At 34.7% G+C, this 18267-nt stretch carries 9 protein-coding genes; 6 read left to right on the plus strand and 3 right to left on the minus strand.

Going from position 1 to position 18267, the window contains the following annotated elements:
- Nucleotides 1–5492 (minus strand): Ig-like domain-containing protein (locus tag Q1A60_RS19165; protein ID WP_299768193.1); only part of this gene is annotated, 5492 nt, incomplete at its 3' end.
- Between the two features lie 833 nt (nt 5493–6325).
- On the opposite strand from Q1A60_RS19165, the gene Q1A60_RS19170 reads away from it, so the two are divergent.
- Both Q1A60_RS19170 and Q1A60_RS19175 read left to right on the plus strand, forming a co-directional pair.
- Nucleotides 6326–7921, plus strand: coding sequence for a peptide chain release factor 3 (locus tag Q1A60_RS19170; RefSeq protein WP_299768196.1), 1596 nt, complete (start codon nt 6326–6328; stop codon nt 7919–7921).
- A 284-nt stretch (nt 7922–8205) separates the two neighbouring features.
- Nucleotides 8206–9084: a retropepsin-like aspartic protease gene (locus Q1A60_RS19175; RefSeq protein ID WP_299768199.1), complete on the plus strand. Its 879-nt coding sequence runs from the start codon at nt 8206–8208 to the stop codon at nt 9082–9084.
- Nucleotides 9085–9370: 286 nt separating this feature from the next.
- Here Q1A60_RS19175 and Q1A60_RS19180 read toward each other — a convergent pair whose 3' ends face one another.
- Both Q1A60_RS19180 and Q1A60_RS19185 read right to left on the minus strand, forming a co-directional pair.
- Nucleotides 9371–10732 (minus strand): serine hydrolase domain-containing protein, encoded by a 1362-nt coding sequence (locus tag Q1A60_RS19180; RefSeq protein WP_299768201.1) that lies wholly within the window; start codon nt 10730–10732, stop codon nt 9371–9373.
- 753 nt (nt 10733–11485) lie between these two features.
- Nucleotides 11486–12613 (minus strand): helix-turn-helix transcriptional regulator, encoded by a 1128-nt coding sequence (locus Q1A60_RS19185; RefSeq protein WP_299768204.1) that lies wholly within the window; start codon nt 12611–12613, stop codon nt 11486–11488.
- A 431-nt stretch (nt 12614–13044) separates the two neighbouring features.
- Here Q1A60_RS19185 and Q1A60_RS19190 point away from each other — a divergent pair, with 431 nt between their 5' ends.
- From Q1A60_RS19190 to Q1A60_RS19205, 4 genes are read left to right on the plus strand one after another with little or no spacing between them, the layout of a single operon-like run.
- A complete protein-coding gene (locus tag Q1A60_RS19190) occupies nt 13045–14616 on the plus strand; it encodes a type I restriction-modification system subunit M (protein ID WP_299768207.1) in 1572 nt (523 codons plus the stop codon).
- Nucleotides 14616–15944, plus strand: a complete 1329-nt coding sequence (locus Q1A60_RS19195) for a restriction endonuclease subunit S (RefSeq protein WP_299768210.1) — start codon at nt 14616–14618, stop codon at nt 15942–15944. Before Q1A60_RS19190 ends, Q1A60_RS19195 begins: the two co-directional genes overlap by 1 nt.
- Nucleotides 15945–15962: 18 nt before the next feature.
- Complete coding sequence (locus tag Q1A60_RS19200; RefSeq protein ID WP_299768213.1) at nt 15963–17165, plus strand: pentapeptide repeat-containing protein; 1203 nt, start codon at nt 15963–15965, stop codon at nt 17163–17165.
- Between the two features lie 2 nt (nt 17166–17167).
- Complete coding sequence (locus Q1A60_RS19205) at nt 17168–18259, plus strand: DUF4268 domain-containing protein (protein WP_299768216.1); 1092 nt, start codon at nt 17168–17170, stop codon at nt 18257–18259.
- The last annotated feature ends 8 nt before the right edge of the window (nt 18260–18267 follow it).

Raw genomic sequence — 18267 nt, forward strand, 5'->3', positions numbered from 1 at the left:
ACATCAATATCAACTGGAGTATCCTCTGGAGTGGTAGCCGTATCATCCATCACATCCTCTACTGGGGTTACTGTTACGGTAACTTGAGCAATAGCAGTATCTCCATTACTATCTTCTATTTGATAGAAAAATACATCTTGGCCATGGAAATCAGGACTTGGTGTATAATCAATAGTATCATCAGTAGGATCATCTGGCGTTCCATTATCATTTACAACAGCCATCCCATTAGAAGGTACTGAAGTAATAACAATTGTACCTATTGATGGTCCATCTGCTCCAAAATCATCATTATCTGTAACATCAATATTTACACCAATATCTTCTTGAGTTGTAGCAGTATCATCTTCCGGGTCAGGAATTTGATTTGTTGAATCTACAGTTACTGTTTCTTCGTAAATACATCCATTAGCATCTGTTACTGTGATTGTATAATCTCCAGCGTCTAAATCTGTAATTGTAGCCGTTGTTTCTCCATTACTCCAAGAGAAAGTATAAGGAGGTGTTCCTCCGGAAGGAACAACAGTTGCTGTTCCGTCATTAGCAGTTACTCCATTTTCATTAGTAGTAGATACGTCTGCAGTAACAGCACTATCTGGCTGACTAACAGTAGCATTTACAGTAATTGTACATCCATTGGTATCTGTAACGATTACGGAATAATCTCCTGCTACTAAATCTATAATATCTTCGGTAGTAGCTCCATTACTCCATGCAAATGTGTATGGAAATGTACCACCACTTACTGTTAAGTTAAGCGAACCTGTATTTTCTGAAAAACACAATACGTTATTAACAGCAATTCCAGCACTCAATATACTTGGCTCATTTACGGTTACTGTTGATTGAGACGTACAATTGGTAAAACCATCTGTTACTGTTACGGTATATGTTCCTGCAACTAAACCGCTGATATTTTCTGTTGTTGCTCCATTACTCCATAAGTATGTAAATGGACCTACACCCCCTGTTGTATTTGATGAAGCGGTTCCATCTGAAAAACCATTACAACTTACATTAGTAGCGCTCGTTGTTATTGCTAAATTTTGACAACTTCCTTCATTTACAATTACTGTATTGGTAGCATCACATCCATTGGCATCAGTTACTGTAACTGTATATGTATCTGGTGTTAATCCTGTAATTGTTTGTGTCGTTTCTCCATTACTCCATAAATAAGTATATGGAGGAACTCCGCCTGTTGGATTGGCAGTTGCGGTTCCATTATTTAATCCAGGACCCGTCTCATCTGTAGATGATACCGTTACTCCTACTGGACTTGCTGGTTCTGTTATTGTTACACTCTGCTCGACTGCTAAACATACAGTCCCATCTATCGTTACACTAACTGTATATACTCCTGCAGTTAAATTACTTAACGTACTAGAGGTAACTCCAGCATCTACTTGACCTGTATTCCATGTAAACGTAAATAAGGCAGCTGGATTTGCATTAGAACTTGCACTTACTGTCGTACTTCCAGTATTCTCACCTGCACAAAGTACATCAGTAACATCTTGTATGGCAATAACAGCATCACACGTATCACTACAATTGATAATAACACTTTGTACTAATTCACATCCATTAGCATCAGTAATTGTTACTGAATGAACACCTGCACTATTACCATTAAAGTTTCCTGGTAAATTAGTAGCAGTTGCTGTTGTTTGGTTTCCTGCGCTTGCGCTCCATTGATATGTATATGGAGGTGTTCCGCCACTAGGTACAGCTGTAGCTTCCCCATCTAAACATCCTTGTGCAGTTGTAGCATCTACTCTTGTTATATTAACACTTAAAGCACTGTCTGGTTCTGTAATTGTATAGCTATCTGAAATAGTACAGCCATTCGCATCTGTTACTATAACTGTATAATTCCCAGCTAATACATTTGATATATCTTCTGTAGTTTCACCGTTACTCCATGCATATGTATATGGAGGTGTCCCGCCAATTACTGTAATATCTACAGACCCTGTAGCTTCTCCATTACATAATACATCTATTGAAACTCCTGATAAATCAAGAGCTCTAGTAGGTTGACTAACAGTAGCATTTACAGTAATTGTACATCCGTTGGCATCTGTAACAATTACTGAATAATCTCCTGCTACTAAATCTATAATATCTTCGGTTGTAGCTCCATTACTCCATGCAAATGTATATGGAAATGTTCCACCACTTACTGTCAAGTTAAGTGATCCCGTATTATCTCCAAAACATAATACATTATTTACTGCAATTCCGCCACTTAATATACTTGGCTCATTTACTGTTATTGTAGATTGAGCTGTACACCCTGTTGTTTGATCACTTACTGTTACTGTATAAGAACCAGCAACTAATCCAGTAATATTCTCTGTAGTAGCTCCATTACTCCATAAGTATGTAAATGGACCTACACCGCCTGTTGTATTTGATGAAGCGGTTCCATCTGAAAAACCATTACAACTTACATCTGTTGCACTGGTTGTAATTGCTAAATTTTGACAGCTACCTTCATTGATGATTACCGTATTATCAGCCTCACAACCATTTGTATCAGTCACTGTAACTGTATATGTATCTGGTGTTAATCCTGTAATTGTTTGTGTAGTCTCACCATTACTCCATAAATAGGTATATGGAGGAACTCCTCCTGTTGGATTGGCTGTTGCGGTTCCATTATTTAATCCAGGACCCGTCTCATCTGTAGATGATACACTAACTTCTACTGAACTAGAAGGTTCTGTAATTGTCACACTTTGTTCAACAGCTAAACATACGGTTCCATCTATCGTTACACTAACTGTATATACTCCTGCTGTTAAACTACTCAAGGTACTAGAAGTAACTCCTGCATCTATTTGACCTGTATTCCATGTAAATGTAAATAAGGCTGCTGGATTTGCATTAGAAATCGCACTTACTGTTGTACTTCCTGTATTTTCTCCAGCACAAAGTACATCAGTAACATCTTGTATTGCTATTACAGCATCACACGTATCACTACAATTGATAATAACACTTTGTACTAATTCACATCCATTAGCATCCGTAATTGTTACTGAATGAACGCCAGCTCCATTACCATTAAAATTTCCTGGTAAATTAGTAGCTGTTGCTGTTGTTTGATTTCCTGCGCTTGCACTCCATTGAAATGTATATGGCGCTGTTCCTCCGCTTGGGGTTGCTGTAGCTTCTCCATTTAAACATCCTTGTGTTGTTGTAGCATCTATTCTAGTTATATTAACACTTAAAGCACTATCGGGTTCAGTAATCGTTACAACAATATCATCTGTTCTACCTAAAGCATCAGTTACTGTAACTGTATAAGTTCCTGCTAATAAGTTATTAAATACACCACTAGCTTGCGTTGTTCCCCCATCAATACTAAACTGATATGGTGCAACACCTCCAGTAGCAGAAACCTCAAGAGAACCCGTAGCTTCACCATTACATAGTACATCAGTTTGTCCTTCTGCACTAATAATTAATTCAAAACCATCTACAAAATCATTATCACAACTAGATTGTACATTTATGGTACGGCTAATCAAATTGTCATTAGCCCCATCTACATCAGATATTGAAATATAACCTGCTAAATCTGTCTCTCTAATTTCATAATTTACAATAGCATTAATATCATCAATCTCTGTTGCTACTCTATAGTTTCCATCTGCATCAGTTTGTGTTGTAACAGATGTATTATCATCTCCTTCTACTACAATCTGAACATTAGCTAGTGGATTCCCTTCTTCATCACTAACATTACCACAAATAACTGGCGTTGTTATAAATATAGACACTGGATCTACATAGGTAGCATTGGTAAGGTTTAAAGAATAAAATCTATCAGAATCATCATCTAATTTTCCAATTCTATATTTAAGATTAGAATAATTTTCATAATAATTACTAAATGTATACCTAGGGTCTTCAGAAATATCGCTTCCTGGAGCCGTTGTATCATCTTGTGCTTCTCCTCTTACAAATGTAGCATCATTACTTACATTTATAAGTGTATTACTAGATACATAATAGGCATCAGGCAGTGATAATTCTGCATATTCTCTAGCACTATCCCCATTTCCATCTATATCTAAAGGTGTTCCAAAAAATGAAAGTAAAACTTGATCTGCGGCACTTCCGCCAGAAGTAACAAATTTAATATCAAACAGTACACTTTGATCTCCACTATTAGTACTATTAATTTGCGGTTGAAAAGCACTTCCTATCCCAACGTTAGCAACATCTATTTCTAATAAAGAAGCCCCATTTGCAAATTCTTCTATTTCTACAAGCGCATCTATATTAGGAAAAACATTAGAAAAACGGTATACGGCACCTATCTGTAAATTTGAACCAGATATTAAGGTAGGATTATTAAAATTTCCATTTTCTACAAAAGGGCTACACGTACAATCCCTTATTGTCGTCATTATAACATCTACAGTAACGACTGCTTGATCACAAGCTCCCGTACCATCACATATTTCATATATAAATTGATATTCCCCCGTAGGCGTATTAGGCGCAACATCTACACTCCCATCTGGATTAAGTGTTAGAAAACCATTTGGATCTGGTTGTACTACAGATAAAGTAACATCATTAGAGTTAAGGAATTCTCCATTAAGCTGATCATTATCTAAAACGTTTATAACATTATCTTCCCCTGTATTACCATCAATAACTCCCGCATTATCAGGACCTGCAGAAATAGAACTTACAAAGAATAATAATTTTCCATCAGGCTCATTAACACTAATAACTCTAAAACCAAAAATCTGCTCATTCGTATTGAATAAAGCAGCACTAAAAGCAACTATTGATTGTGTCTGGTTGGGAATATTTGTTTGATGATTTACCCCTGTATCCCATTCAAATCCTCTTACTTGAACTTGTGTAGCTCCTGCTATGACATTTCCATTAACATCTAGAGGAACAAAATCAATTCCTGAATTTCCATTACGTTCACTTACTAATAAATATCCATTTCTAGGAATTTGATTGGTATATACCATATCAACAAATCGTTCTCCAGAAGGAATTGAATTAGACTCTATAGTCCAATAAGATCGTAAATCTGTACTTCCAACTACATTCCCTAATTCTGGTAAATAATTTGGACTTGTATGTGGTATAAGTTGTGTTTGATTAGCACGAACAACTCCTATACTATTGCCAGGAACAGAACTAGAACCTATTAATGGATTAGGATTAGAAACCGAAGGCGTTGTATTCGTTACAAATATCTGCTCTCCATTTTCCAATCTAATGTTATCTATAGTCACTTCTGCATTAGGAGGCGTTGGATTACTATTGCCAGAAGCATTATTCTGTACAATCGGACTTCCATTTACCTGTAATGTCACCTGATCTATAGCGGCATTATTTTGTGTTCCGGTTACTGTGACTGTTTGGGCTTTTGTAGAAGCTACAAACAGGATCATAACACTTAGTGCTAAAACTTGGGATTTTAAGACGTTTAAGTAGTTATAATTCATATTACGTTTATTTTTCATTAATGAGTGTAATCAAATCAAAAATCATGACACAGGTCTCACGTTAGGATGATTGCTGTATCATTATTGTTGTATATCTTATATTATAATTTGTTCAGAGGGTCTTATTATTCTTAATGTCTATTTTAAGATTTAAGAATAGTAACTACATAATTTGAATATGTAGTAGTTATTGAAGTTTCCCCATGAGCAAATAGATTTATATGTCTATTTATATACTCTACCATAATAATTACATTTATCTTATACAGATTATTTTTCTATTAATACTCAAGTTGGGTATCCAAATATATTTGATTATAACTAACTTAAAATGTATTATTTTAGTTTTTAGACCTTTGTGACTAAATCATCGATGAACTACACAAATTACGGTAATCCCGTAAAATTTTGTACAGAATACATACACATGTAAAAACAGCCTCAAAAATAGTAACTCAAAACACCAACAACCTCTTTATATATCTATAATTACAGTCTTTTCAGTAAGTTATATACGCTTTCGCGAAAGCGTATACCTGAAAAAATCATAAAAATTAAAAATTAGGCTTATTTTACTATAGATACTTCAAAATCAAATCTAAAGGGGATTAAATATCAGTTAAAAAATACATTTTAATGAGGCACGTATTGTAAATAATAACAATATAAAATTGTGAGAAGACCTTGTCATTAAACTGCTTCCCTTTTATGAAAAAACTATAGTTTCACACTGAATTATTACTTATATTTTTTTCAATTTCCAGTTATATATACGTAGTTTTTTACTCCTAGGTTTCCTTTATATTTGCATTTCTAAAATCGATCTATAATTCATGAGTGTAAAAGAAGAAATTGCAAGAAGAAGGACCTTTGGTATTGTATCGCATCCAGATGCAGGTAAAACTACCTTAACAGAGAAATTATTACTGTTTGGTGGGGCAATTCAAGAAGCAGGAGCGGTAAAATCTAATAAGATAAAAAAGGGCGCTACCAGTGATTTTATGGAGATAGAACGTCAACGTGGTATTTCTGTAGCAACCTCTGTATTAGCCTTTGAATATCAGGGAACTAAAATTAATATTCTAGACACACCTGGTCACAAAGATTTTGCAGAAGATACCTTTAGAACACTCACAGCTGTAGATAGTGTAATTGTTGTTATTGATGTTGCCAAAGGAGTAGAGGAACAAACCGAGAAACTTGTGGAAGTATGTAGAATGCGTAATATTCCCATGATTGTATTTGTCAATAAGTTAGATCGAGAAGGAAAAGACGCTTTCGAATTACTAGATGAAATAGAGCAAAAATTACACTTATCAGTCACGCCATTAAGTTTTCCTATAGGGATGGGATATGACTTTAAAGGAATTTATAATATCTGGGAAAAAAATGTAAATCTTTTTAGTGGTGATAGTAGAAAAAACATAGAAGAAACTGTAGAAGTATCAGATATTCAAGATAGTATACTTGATGATCTCGTAGGAAGTGATGCTGCTGAAAACTTAAGAGAAGAACTAGAATTAGTACAAGGCGTATATCCCGATTTTGATAAAGAAGCCTATCTAAATGGATTACAACAACCTGTATTTTTCGGTTCCGCTTTAAATAGTTTTGGAGTACGTGAACTTCTAGATTGTTTTGTCGAAATTGCCCCTACCCCACGACCAAAACAAAGTGAAGAACGTTTAGTACATCCTGATGAAAAAGACTTTTCTGGTTTTGTATTTAAGATTCATGCCAATATGGATCCAAAGCATAGAGATCGTCTGGCCTTCATAAAAATTGTCTCTGGTGTATTTGAACGTAATACTCCTTATTTACATGTACGCAATAAGAAAAAATTAAAATTCTCCAGTCCAAATGCATTTTTTGCAGAGCGAAAACAAATTGTAGATATTTCTTATCCAGGAGACATTGTAGGATTACATGACACTGGTAATTTTAAAATTGGTGATACACTTACCTCTGGAGAAGAGATTCATTATAAAGGGATTCCTTCGTTTTCGCCTGAGCATTTTAGATACATTAACAACGCTGACCCAATGAAATCCAAGCAGTTAGCCAAAGGTATTGATCAGCTTATGGATGAAGGTGTGGCACAGTTGTTCACCTTAGAATTGAACGGACGTAAAGTTATTGGAACTGTAGGAGCCTTACAATATGAGGTAATTCAATATCGATTAGAACACGAATATGGCGCCAAATGTACCTACGAACCACTCAATGTTCATAAAGCATGTTGGGTAGATCCTGAAGATCCAAAAAGTGAAGAGTTCAAAGAATTCTTACGCGTGAAACAACGCTTTATGGCAAAAGATAAAAGAGATCAGTTGGTTTTCTTAGCAGATTCGGCATTTAGTCTTCAAATGACACAACAAAAATATCCATCTGTCAAGATGCATTTTGTAAGTGAATTTGATGTCGCTTAAAAAACGATTATTTATTTTAAAGCCCATAATTAACACTAAAAACAAAAAACAACTTCTTGTATTCAATATTTTTAAAAGTTGCTTACATCTATTTTAAAGAGGCGTGTTTTTTAGATCAAATAAGATTTAATTATTCAACATTGTAGATACTATAATTTTTAACTATAGTGCTTATTTTTTGCCACGTGGACATTTGTCGTTAAAAAGACGTCATTTTAAAATATTTCTTATATCAAAAAGTACGATCTTTCTCAATATATAGTTATCTATATAAATCAGCATCAATGAAAGTATTCATAATTGGCATTCTATATAGTCTTTGTATATTCTTTTCTATAAATACCCTTTTTTCACAAGATACCATTCCTATCACCATAGGTACTGATAATAGAATTTATCTAAAAGTAACTGTAAATGGTTCTGAAGAATTAGATTTTATTTTTGATACGGGTGCTTCGGCAATGGTCGCAAATACTACACAAACAGATAAAAAACTCAACTTAAATTATAATAATTCTGTTGAAAATACAGGAGCAAATGGCGTAAGTACACAAAAAGTAAGTGCAGGAAATACCATCCAAATTGGTTCTTTTAAACGTGAAAATGAAGAGCTTATAGGTATTGAATACCCCGAAAAACACTATTCTTTTGATGGCGTGATAGGCTATCCTTTCTTTGAAGATTTTCTTATGGAAATAGATTATGAATCACAAATCATTGTCGTGCATCGTTCTAAAAATACAATCGCAAATCGAACTTCTTATGAAAAGGTATCACTAGATTTTATGAATGCGCTGTTTTATATGGACATGACAGTATTTAAGAAAGAAAAACCTGTGCAATTCCCTGTGATGATTGATACAGGTTTTAATGGAGATCTTATTGTGTATCATAAAACAGTTTCTGAAAAAGGGCTTGCAAATCAGTTTGAAAAAATAAGAAACTCTCGATCTGAAGGTACCGATGGTACGGTTATAGAATCTGATTTAGTTATCATTCCAAAAGTCATTTTAGCGAAAACCACCTTACAAAATACGGAAGCCAGTTTAAACTTGACTCCCACTTCTACTGCTTTTACAGCTATATTGGGAGGAAATATTATGAAGCATTTTCATTGGATCTTTGATTATAAAAAACGCCAATTGTATATACGACCCAATTAGTTTAAGTCGATCATCCTTTCGTAAGCGATGCTGCTATTTCTATATTTTAATGCTTCTATACGCTTTCGCGAAAGCGTATAAAATATAATGAATTAAAAGACTCAAGACGTAAACATCTATGTCATACTGAGCTTACCGAAGCAATGATGCAAACTCAAGGTTGAAAAGAGAGAACTATGCTATTTTAGGAAATCTAGTAACATATAACACCTTTCTCGGTCCCTCCTTTCTAGGAGGGAAGTACTTATCTAATAAACTTATAAACTCAAAGACTCACCACACTCTCCTATTCTACCTTTACAAAATGATAGGTTCCATCTTGTTCTACTGTATATCCGATAATTTCTTCTGCTTCATTTCTTGTAAATGTCACAGTAGCTTTCGCTTCTTTACAATCAAAATAATCATCAGAGATAGGACGCAGGACACCGGCATTTTCTCGTGCATCTAAAGGCACCATGACTAACATGGTATCAAATAGTTCTATTCCAAAACGTTTTTTCGGATCGTCGTTAAGGTGATACACTCCTATATACTCTTTATATACATCACGTTTAATTTCAGATTTCTTTTTAATAAGAATCGGTGTATCCATCATGACACTACCTATATAATCTGCTATTTCGGGGGTTCTATCAAATTTGGTGTTAGACAACACACAAACAAAAAGGTCTTCTTCAGGTAAATACAATCCATTGGTTGTAAAGCCAAATAAGTTTCCGCCGTGTTGTATCGTCGGACTTCCTTGTAATTCTTTAAGAAAAAAACCATAGCCATAGCCAGTTCCTTCTCCTGAGTTGATCTGTTTTTCGGTGGTTAATTGTGAGACGACATATTCAGATATGACTGTTTTATCATGCAAAGCACGATGCCATAAGAACAAATCATATACCGTAGATCTCACCCCACCCACACTCTTAGACATTGCGGGACCTTCCTTAAAAACACCTGGTACATCTTCGGCGTATCCTGTGACTAGTCGTCTCTTTTTTACGTTACCAGGATCCCCTATAGCACTAGACGTCATCTCTAGAGGTCCAAAAATAAACTGCTCCATATAGATACGTTTTTTCATACCAGACGCTTTTTCAATTACTGCATTTAATAATGAATAGTTACTATTACTATAGGCCCATTTTGATCCTGGTTCAAAAAGTAAAGGTTCGTCTTTAAAATAGGCAATCATGTCTTTTGGGGTATACTCTTTAGCGAGCAAATGATACTCATCTTCGTCAACATCAAAATAGTCTGGAATCCCCGACGTTTGTGATAACAAATGATGAATGGTAATAGGATATTGTTTTACAGGATAATACGGTACATATTGCTGAATTGTATCGATAAGCGATACTTTCCCTTGTTCTACCAGTTGCAATACCGCTGCCGACGTAAATTGTTTGGTCATGGAGGCTATTCGGAAGACCATATCGGTTTTTAGTTTTCGTTTAGGCGCTAAGGAAGCGAGTCCGTAAGCTTTTTGAAATAGGATCTTATCTCCTTTTGAAATCAACACAACTGCACCTGGTTCATTTTTTGGGTATTCATCTGTTAAGAATTGATCGATGGTTTCTAATTGTTGTGTTGTTTTTTGTTGTGCAAAAAGGGTTGTAGTCAGGAGGAAAATGAGTATTGTTAGTATGTGTTTCATGTTCAATGTTTCATGTTTTTAGTTTATTCATTTCTTTTTATTATTTGTCATTTTTTGTTTCTCCATCCCTAAAGGGAGCAAAAAATAAGATGTAGTTCCAATAATTGCAAGAATATGTCCACCCTTTAGAATTGAGGAAAAACATATTCGATGTGAAGAACGACGTAGTTAGTTACAAGGTATTTTTCATAGTTTCTTTTCATTTGTAAGGGTGAGATTCCCGCCTTCGCGGGAATTAATTGTTACACAAAAGAAACCCAAAACCCTTATAGAACCTACTCAAATCTAGATTTGAGTATAGGTTTTCATCATTCCGAACGAGTTTATGAAGAGGAATCGAATGCCGTCATCTCGACTTTAGGAGAGATCAAACAAGAAACTAAAAAACTACGCACTGTTTTTTGATTTCCAATCTCATGCAACCAGAAATGATGCTCCTTTTCTCAAAATAGAGTATTGCTCTATTTTAGAGTGTTACTCTATTTTGATTTCAAACTAATAAACTACCTCGGGGCAAGCCTCGGAGTATTAAACCCTTTGGCGGCGCCAATAAAATGATAGTGAACACCTCCCTCAATCCCTCCTTTTTAGGAGGGAAGCTCAATGCAAAGACTTATTTGATGTAAAAAGTGTCCTCTATTTTCTGTTTCTCCTTCCCAAAAGAGAGCAAAAAATAAGGTGTACTTTCCCTAATTGCGAGCATATGTACACCCTTTAGGGTTGGGAAAAGACATTTTCGGTTTAAAAACTATATTAATTCTTTACCTGTGATTCTTTAAATTCTTTGGGAGACTGTTGGGTCATTTTTTTAAAAACACGTTGAAAGGTGGCTTGGGAATTAAAACCACAATCATAGGCAATACCCGTAATAGTGAGGTGTGCATTTTCAGGATCCAAAATTCGTTGTTTAAATTCCGCAACCCGATAGGTATTGACATACTCATTAAAACTCTTGCCTACATGCTGATTTAAGACGCTAGAAATGGTTTTCTGCGGAATACCTGTGTGTTGTACGACATCTTGTAATTTAAGCGTAGCATTGAGATACCATTGTTCTTCATTCATTAATTGTTCCAGTCGCTGTACCGTATGTGTGATATCTTCAGACGAAATCACCAAGGCTGTTGACTTCTTTGAGATCGCTTTATATCCAATGATATACCCATTAATCCCCAACCAATACACCAAAATCACTAGCGGGATATATACAGGATACCAACCCACAGTGGTTAATACATACCCAGACAGTGTCGGAATACTGTACGGAATCAAATGCAATGCCCAGATGCTTGCAAATAGGGTAAATCCGATAAAGAATCGTTTCGCCCATTTCGCGGAAGCGGTTTCCTTTTCCTGTAAAGATTGTTTTTTCCATAGTGCATATGAAAACCATAAATACACCACCAGAGATACCCACCTCGGAATATCAACATAGGTCGTATAATCATCTACCCAATCACTAAACGTATTTAAAGCTGTCCCATCTAATATTCCGAAAAAACCACCAAGAATAAGTATAAAAAACACGATATGTGGCATCACATCCAGAATGACCGTATAAAAATGACGTTTATCTTTCTTAGAGAGTGTATCCTCAGGATGCAGTAAGGCACGAATATAAAAATAGAGTAACGGACCTACGGGCATAATCACCACCAAAGGCACAATCGCTTGTATCAGATCTAAGACAAGATGAGACGTTGTCACCGCATTTAACAAATACAAATTGAGACATACCAAAGAGATCAATAGTATAATCCATGCGAGGCGTCTATTGGCATTTTTATTTACCCGAAGTCTATACAAAACCACTACCGTAATAAGCCCTTGTATGGTTCCGAGTAATACTAAAATAGCTAATAAGGTACTTCCGTCTTGCATGTACACAAAGGTATCTTTTTATACGCTTTCGCGAAAGCGCACTCAGAAGCAAATGAAGTGAGAATTTTGGTATGCGAACGTATGAAGATAAGATTGACAAAAATAAGGGCGTAGGACAAACTCATCTCTCACCAACCATCAACTAACGATTCAAAACATAAACACTTAAACTTCTAACCTTTTTAAACTCATCACTTAAGACTCAAAGACTATCCATATTGTCACAGGGAGCTTGTCGAAGTGCTTTACATATCAAATCCAAAAACTTGAAACTTGTAACAATGAATACGGTTTTCCGTAAGAGGAATGCTTACTAGAAAAGTATCTTTATAAATTAAATCCATATTACTTGTAAATACGCTTTGTTATCTATCAAAGATGTCTATTTTTAAAGAACCAATTATTTATAACTAGTAACCAGCACTTATTTAATGTCTGAAGATCAAAAACAGCAGCAACTCAAACAAACCCTCTGGAATATTGCAAATGACCTCCGTGGTAATATGGACGCAGATGATTTTAGAGATTATATATTAGGTTTTATTTTTTATAAGTATTTAAGCCGAAAAATGAAAGGCTATGCAAACATTATTCTGCAACCTGATGGTTTACGTTACGATACGGTAGAAGCGCATCCTGAAGCCGAAGCTTTGCTAGAAGCTATTAGATTTGAGGCTTTAGATAAATTAGGATACTTTTTAAAACCCAGCGAACTCTTTAGCGAACTGGCGAAACGTGGAAACTCAGGCGGAAAAAACAACTTCATTCTTGGCGATCTTGCAAATGTGCTCACGAGCATTGAGCAAAGTACCATGGGAAGTGAGAGCGAAGACGATTTTGGCAATCTCTTTGAAGACCTTGATTTAACCAGTAGTAAATTAGGAAAGACAGAAGATGCTAAAAACGAACTCATTGTAAAAGTACTGAGTCACCTTGAAATGATAGATTTTGACTTAGAGAATACCGAAAGTGATATTCTTGGAGATGCCTATGAGTATTTAATAGGTCAATTTGCAAGTGGCGCGGGAAAAAAAGCAGGGGAGTTTTATACTCCCCAACAAGTATCTAAGATACTAGCACAGCTAGTGACTACCAATAAAACAACCCTAAAAAGTGTCTATGATCCTACCTGTGGATCTGGTTCTTTACTATTGCGTGTGGCAAAAGAAGTTAAAGAAGTAGGTTCTTTTTATGGGCAAGAAAGTAACCCGACTACCTACAACCTGTGTCGTATGAATATGATCATGCACAATGTACATTACAAGCAGTTTGATATTTATAATGAAGACACGCTTGTCAATCCAAGCCCAAATCATAGAGACAAACGCTTTGAAGCCATTGTAGCAAATCCACCCTTTTCAGCAAAATGGACAGCTAGTCCTTTATTTATGAGTGACGATCGGTTTTCTGCCTATGGGAAATTAGCTCCAAAATCTAAGGCCGATTTTGCCTTTGTACAACATATGATACACCAACTAGAGGACACAGGTACGATGGCATGTGTATTACCACATGGAGTGTTGTTTAGAGGGGCTGCAGAAGGACATATTCGTAAATTTCTAATAGCAGATAAAAACTATCTGGATGCTGTGATAGGCTTACCCGCAAACATATTTTACGGCACCAGTATTCCTACTTGTATTTTGGTGTTAAAAAAGCAACGTGCAAACGCTCAAGATATTTTGTTTATAGACGCCAGCCAACATTTTGAAAAAGTAAAAACCCAAAATGTATTGCAAGAAACGCATATCAATGAAATTATAAACACCTATCGAGAACGTACTACAAAAGATAAATACAGTTATGTCGCTACGCTAGATGAGGTGAAGGAAAATGATTATAATCTAAACATTCCTCGCTATGTAGACACCTTTGAAGAAGAAGAGCCTATAGATTTAGGGCAAGTCTCAAAAGACCTAAAAGCCTTAGATAAAGACATTTCAAAAACGGATGCAACGATTGCAGATTTTTGTAAACAACTTGATATAGACACTCCTTTTTAATGACAGCACAAAACAACAAAAAGAACGTCATTGCGAGCGCCAATTCCGAGTCAGTCATTGCGAGCGAGGAACGAGCGAAGCAATCTCTCACTTCGGAGCACAAATCCCAAAAGCCATCTCACGATGCAACTGCTAATAACAAACAGATTGCTTCAAAATCGTCATTGCGAGGCACGAAGCAAACTACGACGAAGAAATCTCTCTCTCTAAAACCCAAACTACGCTTTAAAGAGTTTGATGAGGAGTGGATAATAGCTAAAGTTATTGATTTTGCACCATTACAGAGGGGGTTTGATTTACCAGTGATTGAAATCAAAGAAGGTAAATACCCTGTAGTTTTTTCAAATGGCATTTTAAAAACTCATAATGAATTTAAAGCGTATTCCCCTGGAGTTGTGACGGGTAGATCTGGTACTATTGGTAAAGTCACATATGTTGAAAATGATTATTGGCCTCATAATACTGCATTATGGGTTACAGATTTCAAAGGAAATGACCCTAAATATGTCTATTATTTTTACTCAAACTTTAAATTAGAAAGGTTAGGGACAGGTTCAGGTGTACCTACTCTTAATCGAAATGATGTACATGCCCAAAGGAGATGTATTCCCAAACTCCCAGAACAACAAAAAATAGCCAATTTCCTCACCGCAGTAGATACTAAAATACAACAACTCAATACAAAAAAAGAGTTATTAGAACAGTACAAAAAAGGCGTGATGCAACAACTGTTTAGTCAAGTATTGCGGTTTAAAGATGATGATGGGAATGATTTCCCAGATTGGAAAGAAGTTAAGGGTAATATGCTTTTTAAAAGTGTTTCAGATAAAAATCATAGCTCAGATTTACCAATACTTGCTATAACTCAAGATCAAGGAGCTATACCAAGAGAAATGATTAATTATAAAATGATTGTTACAGAAAAAAGCGTTGCTAGTTATAAAGTTGTCCAAGTTGGTGATTTTATAATTAGTTTAAGATCATTTCAAGGTGGAATAGAGTATTCAAATTATAAAGGAATCTGTAGCCCTGCTTATAATATTCTTCGTCCTGTTTCGGAAGAGATAAACAAAGATTTTTACAAACGTTATTTGAAAACAGATAAATATATTAGGCAATTACAAAGTAAACTCGAAGGCATAAGAGATGGTAAAATGATAAGTTTTAAATATTTTTCAGAAATTAAATTGCCTTTTCCCTCCCTAAAAGAACAACAAAAAATAGCTACCTATTTAAGTGCGATAGACACAAAAATAGAAAGTGTCGCTACACAAATAAGCAAGACGGAGACGTTTAAAAAAGGGTTGTTGCAGCAGCTGTTTGTATAAGCGATCTATAAAGAAAAAATGATAGAAAGAGAACGTATACCAGATGATGAAGAAAAAACATTTAAAAAACTGTTTCGTGATGGTTTAGCGATGTTTTATGATAAAATTATAGATCATAGACTGGTATTTCCTTTTAATGATCATTATGATACAGGAACAGTCGTCCCGCTTATGCTTGGTGAATTCTTTTTTAGAGATTGTCATTTTAACCACGAAATAGTCATTACAGATATACCTGAAAACTATAATTTAACCTTTAAAAATTGCATTTTTAAAGAGAACCTTAGATTAGAAAATGCCATCATTAAAAGTAATGTCAGGTTTAGAGACTGTCGGTTTTTAGGAGAAACAGATTTCCACCATACACGCTTTGAAAAACGAGCAGATTTTTGGAAATCTACTTTTTATCAAAACACTAAGTTCTATAAAACGGAGTTCTTGGATATTGCAGATTTTTCAGCAGTTTGTTTTAAAGAAAATGTGCTTTTTACCCATGCGCTTATTCATAAACTACTCGTCTTACGAAATACAAATCCTGAAAAAGGGTTTGATCTCTCTACAGCGGTCTTAGTAGGTGACCTTAGTATTTTCAACTTCAAATTTGATGATTACACGACATATACTCAAATTTATAAAGATCTAGATAATGCATTAACAAAAGAAGATACCTTTAGCTATGATGAGGCGTATACCGCGATATATGAAACTATTATAGCAGAAAGCTATCAGATCCCTATTGAAAATAAGAGAGAAACGTATCGTATTATAAAACATCAGTTAGAAAATCAAAAAAACTATATTGATGCCATTCCCTATAAAGTAAAAGAAAGCAGAACGCATTTTAAAGAATCTTGGTTACAGATAAGATATGGTGTTCACCTGTTTAATCCAATATCCAATATCATTGTTTTATCGCTTAATGGGCTTTCCAATTGGTTTGGTTCTTCCTATATACAAGGGATACTATTCACACTTTCTGTTGGTACTATTTTCTTCCATTGGGCTTTGTCACATATAGGTAATTTTGAATTTACAATGGATTATACACAATGGCAATGGGACTATTTTGTTCAATTCTTAAATCCAACGCATCGGTTTGACTATATGAAAGCCATTGATGCGCATCCAAGAACATGGTTTTTTATATGGGATTTTATAGGTAGGATTTTCGTGGGCTACGGGATTTATCAAACCATCCAGGCATTTAGAAAGTATAGATAATTATGTACAAAATAAACAAAGTATCAAACGATATAGAAAAGCTAGAAGAACGCTTATTTAAAGATTTAGGTTTTAGAGAACGTGACCATTTGCAAGAATGGATAGCCAAAAATCCAGAAATTTTAGGTGAAGATCTACTTATCATCCAAAAAGAGTTTAGTGGCTTTAATGATACTAATGAACGCTTAGATTTATTAGCCTTAGATAAAGAAGGAAATCTAGTAATTATAGAAAATAAATTAGACGATTCTGGTAAAAATGTAACTTGGCAAGCTTTAAAATATGCATCCTATTGTTCTACATTAACAACAAAACAAATTCTTCATCTCTTTCAACAATATTTACTACAATCACAAAGTGAAGAAATTGCAGAAGATTTAGTTAAAACCTACTTGGAGCATACAGAAGGTGAATTGTATTTAAATTCAGGTGATCAACGTATTATTTTTGTTGCTAATCATTACAGAAAAGAAGTTACCTCTACAGTATTGTGGTTAATCACGCATGGTATAAATGTTCAATGCTTTAGGGCAACTCCTTTTAGTGAAAATGAAAACATATTCCTACAGATAGAACAAATCATACCGCTTCCAGAAACGGAAGAGTTTATGATTGACGTACAAGAAAAGAAACGTGAAGATTTAGAAAAAGGAAAAGGATTAAGTGAGACTAGAAAAACGCAACTAGAATTTTGGAAAAGATTTAAAGACAGATTACTTCAGTTTGACGAAATACACAAGTTGCAAACACCTAGACCTCAATATTGGTTTGATGTGGTATTAGGAAAATCAGGTATTCATCTTTCAAATACTTTTAATACAGATAGAAACGAAATAGGAATTAGAATTTATATATCAAGTAAAAATGTAGAGGAGTGGTTACCATATTTTGAAAAAGAAAAATTTCATATTGAATCTGTAATTGGAGATGAATTATTGTGGAATCCGAATCCAAAAAATAAAGACAAGATTATTGCTTTATACAAACAATTCAATCTTAATGACAAAGATAATTGGGATGAAGCTATAGATTGGATGGCTGATAAAACTATTATTTTGAGAAAAGTATTTATGGATTTAATTAAAGATAAATAAGGTAAGAA

This window comes from uncultured Dokdonia sp., assembly GCF_947492535.1.
In the GTDB taxonomy this organism is placed as follows: domain Bacteria; phylum Bacteroidota; class Bacteroidia; order Flavobacteriales; family Flavobacteriaceae; genus Dokdonia.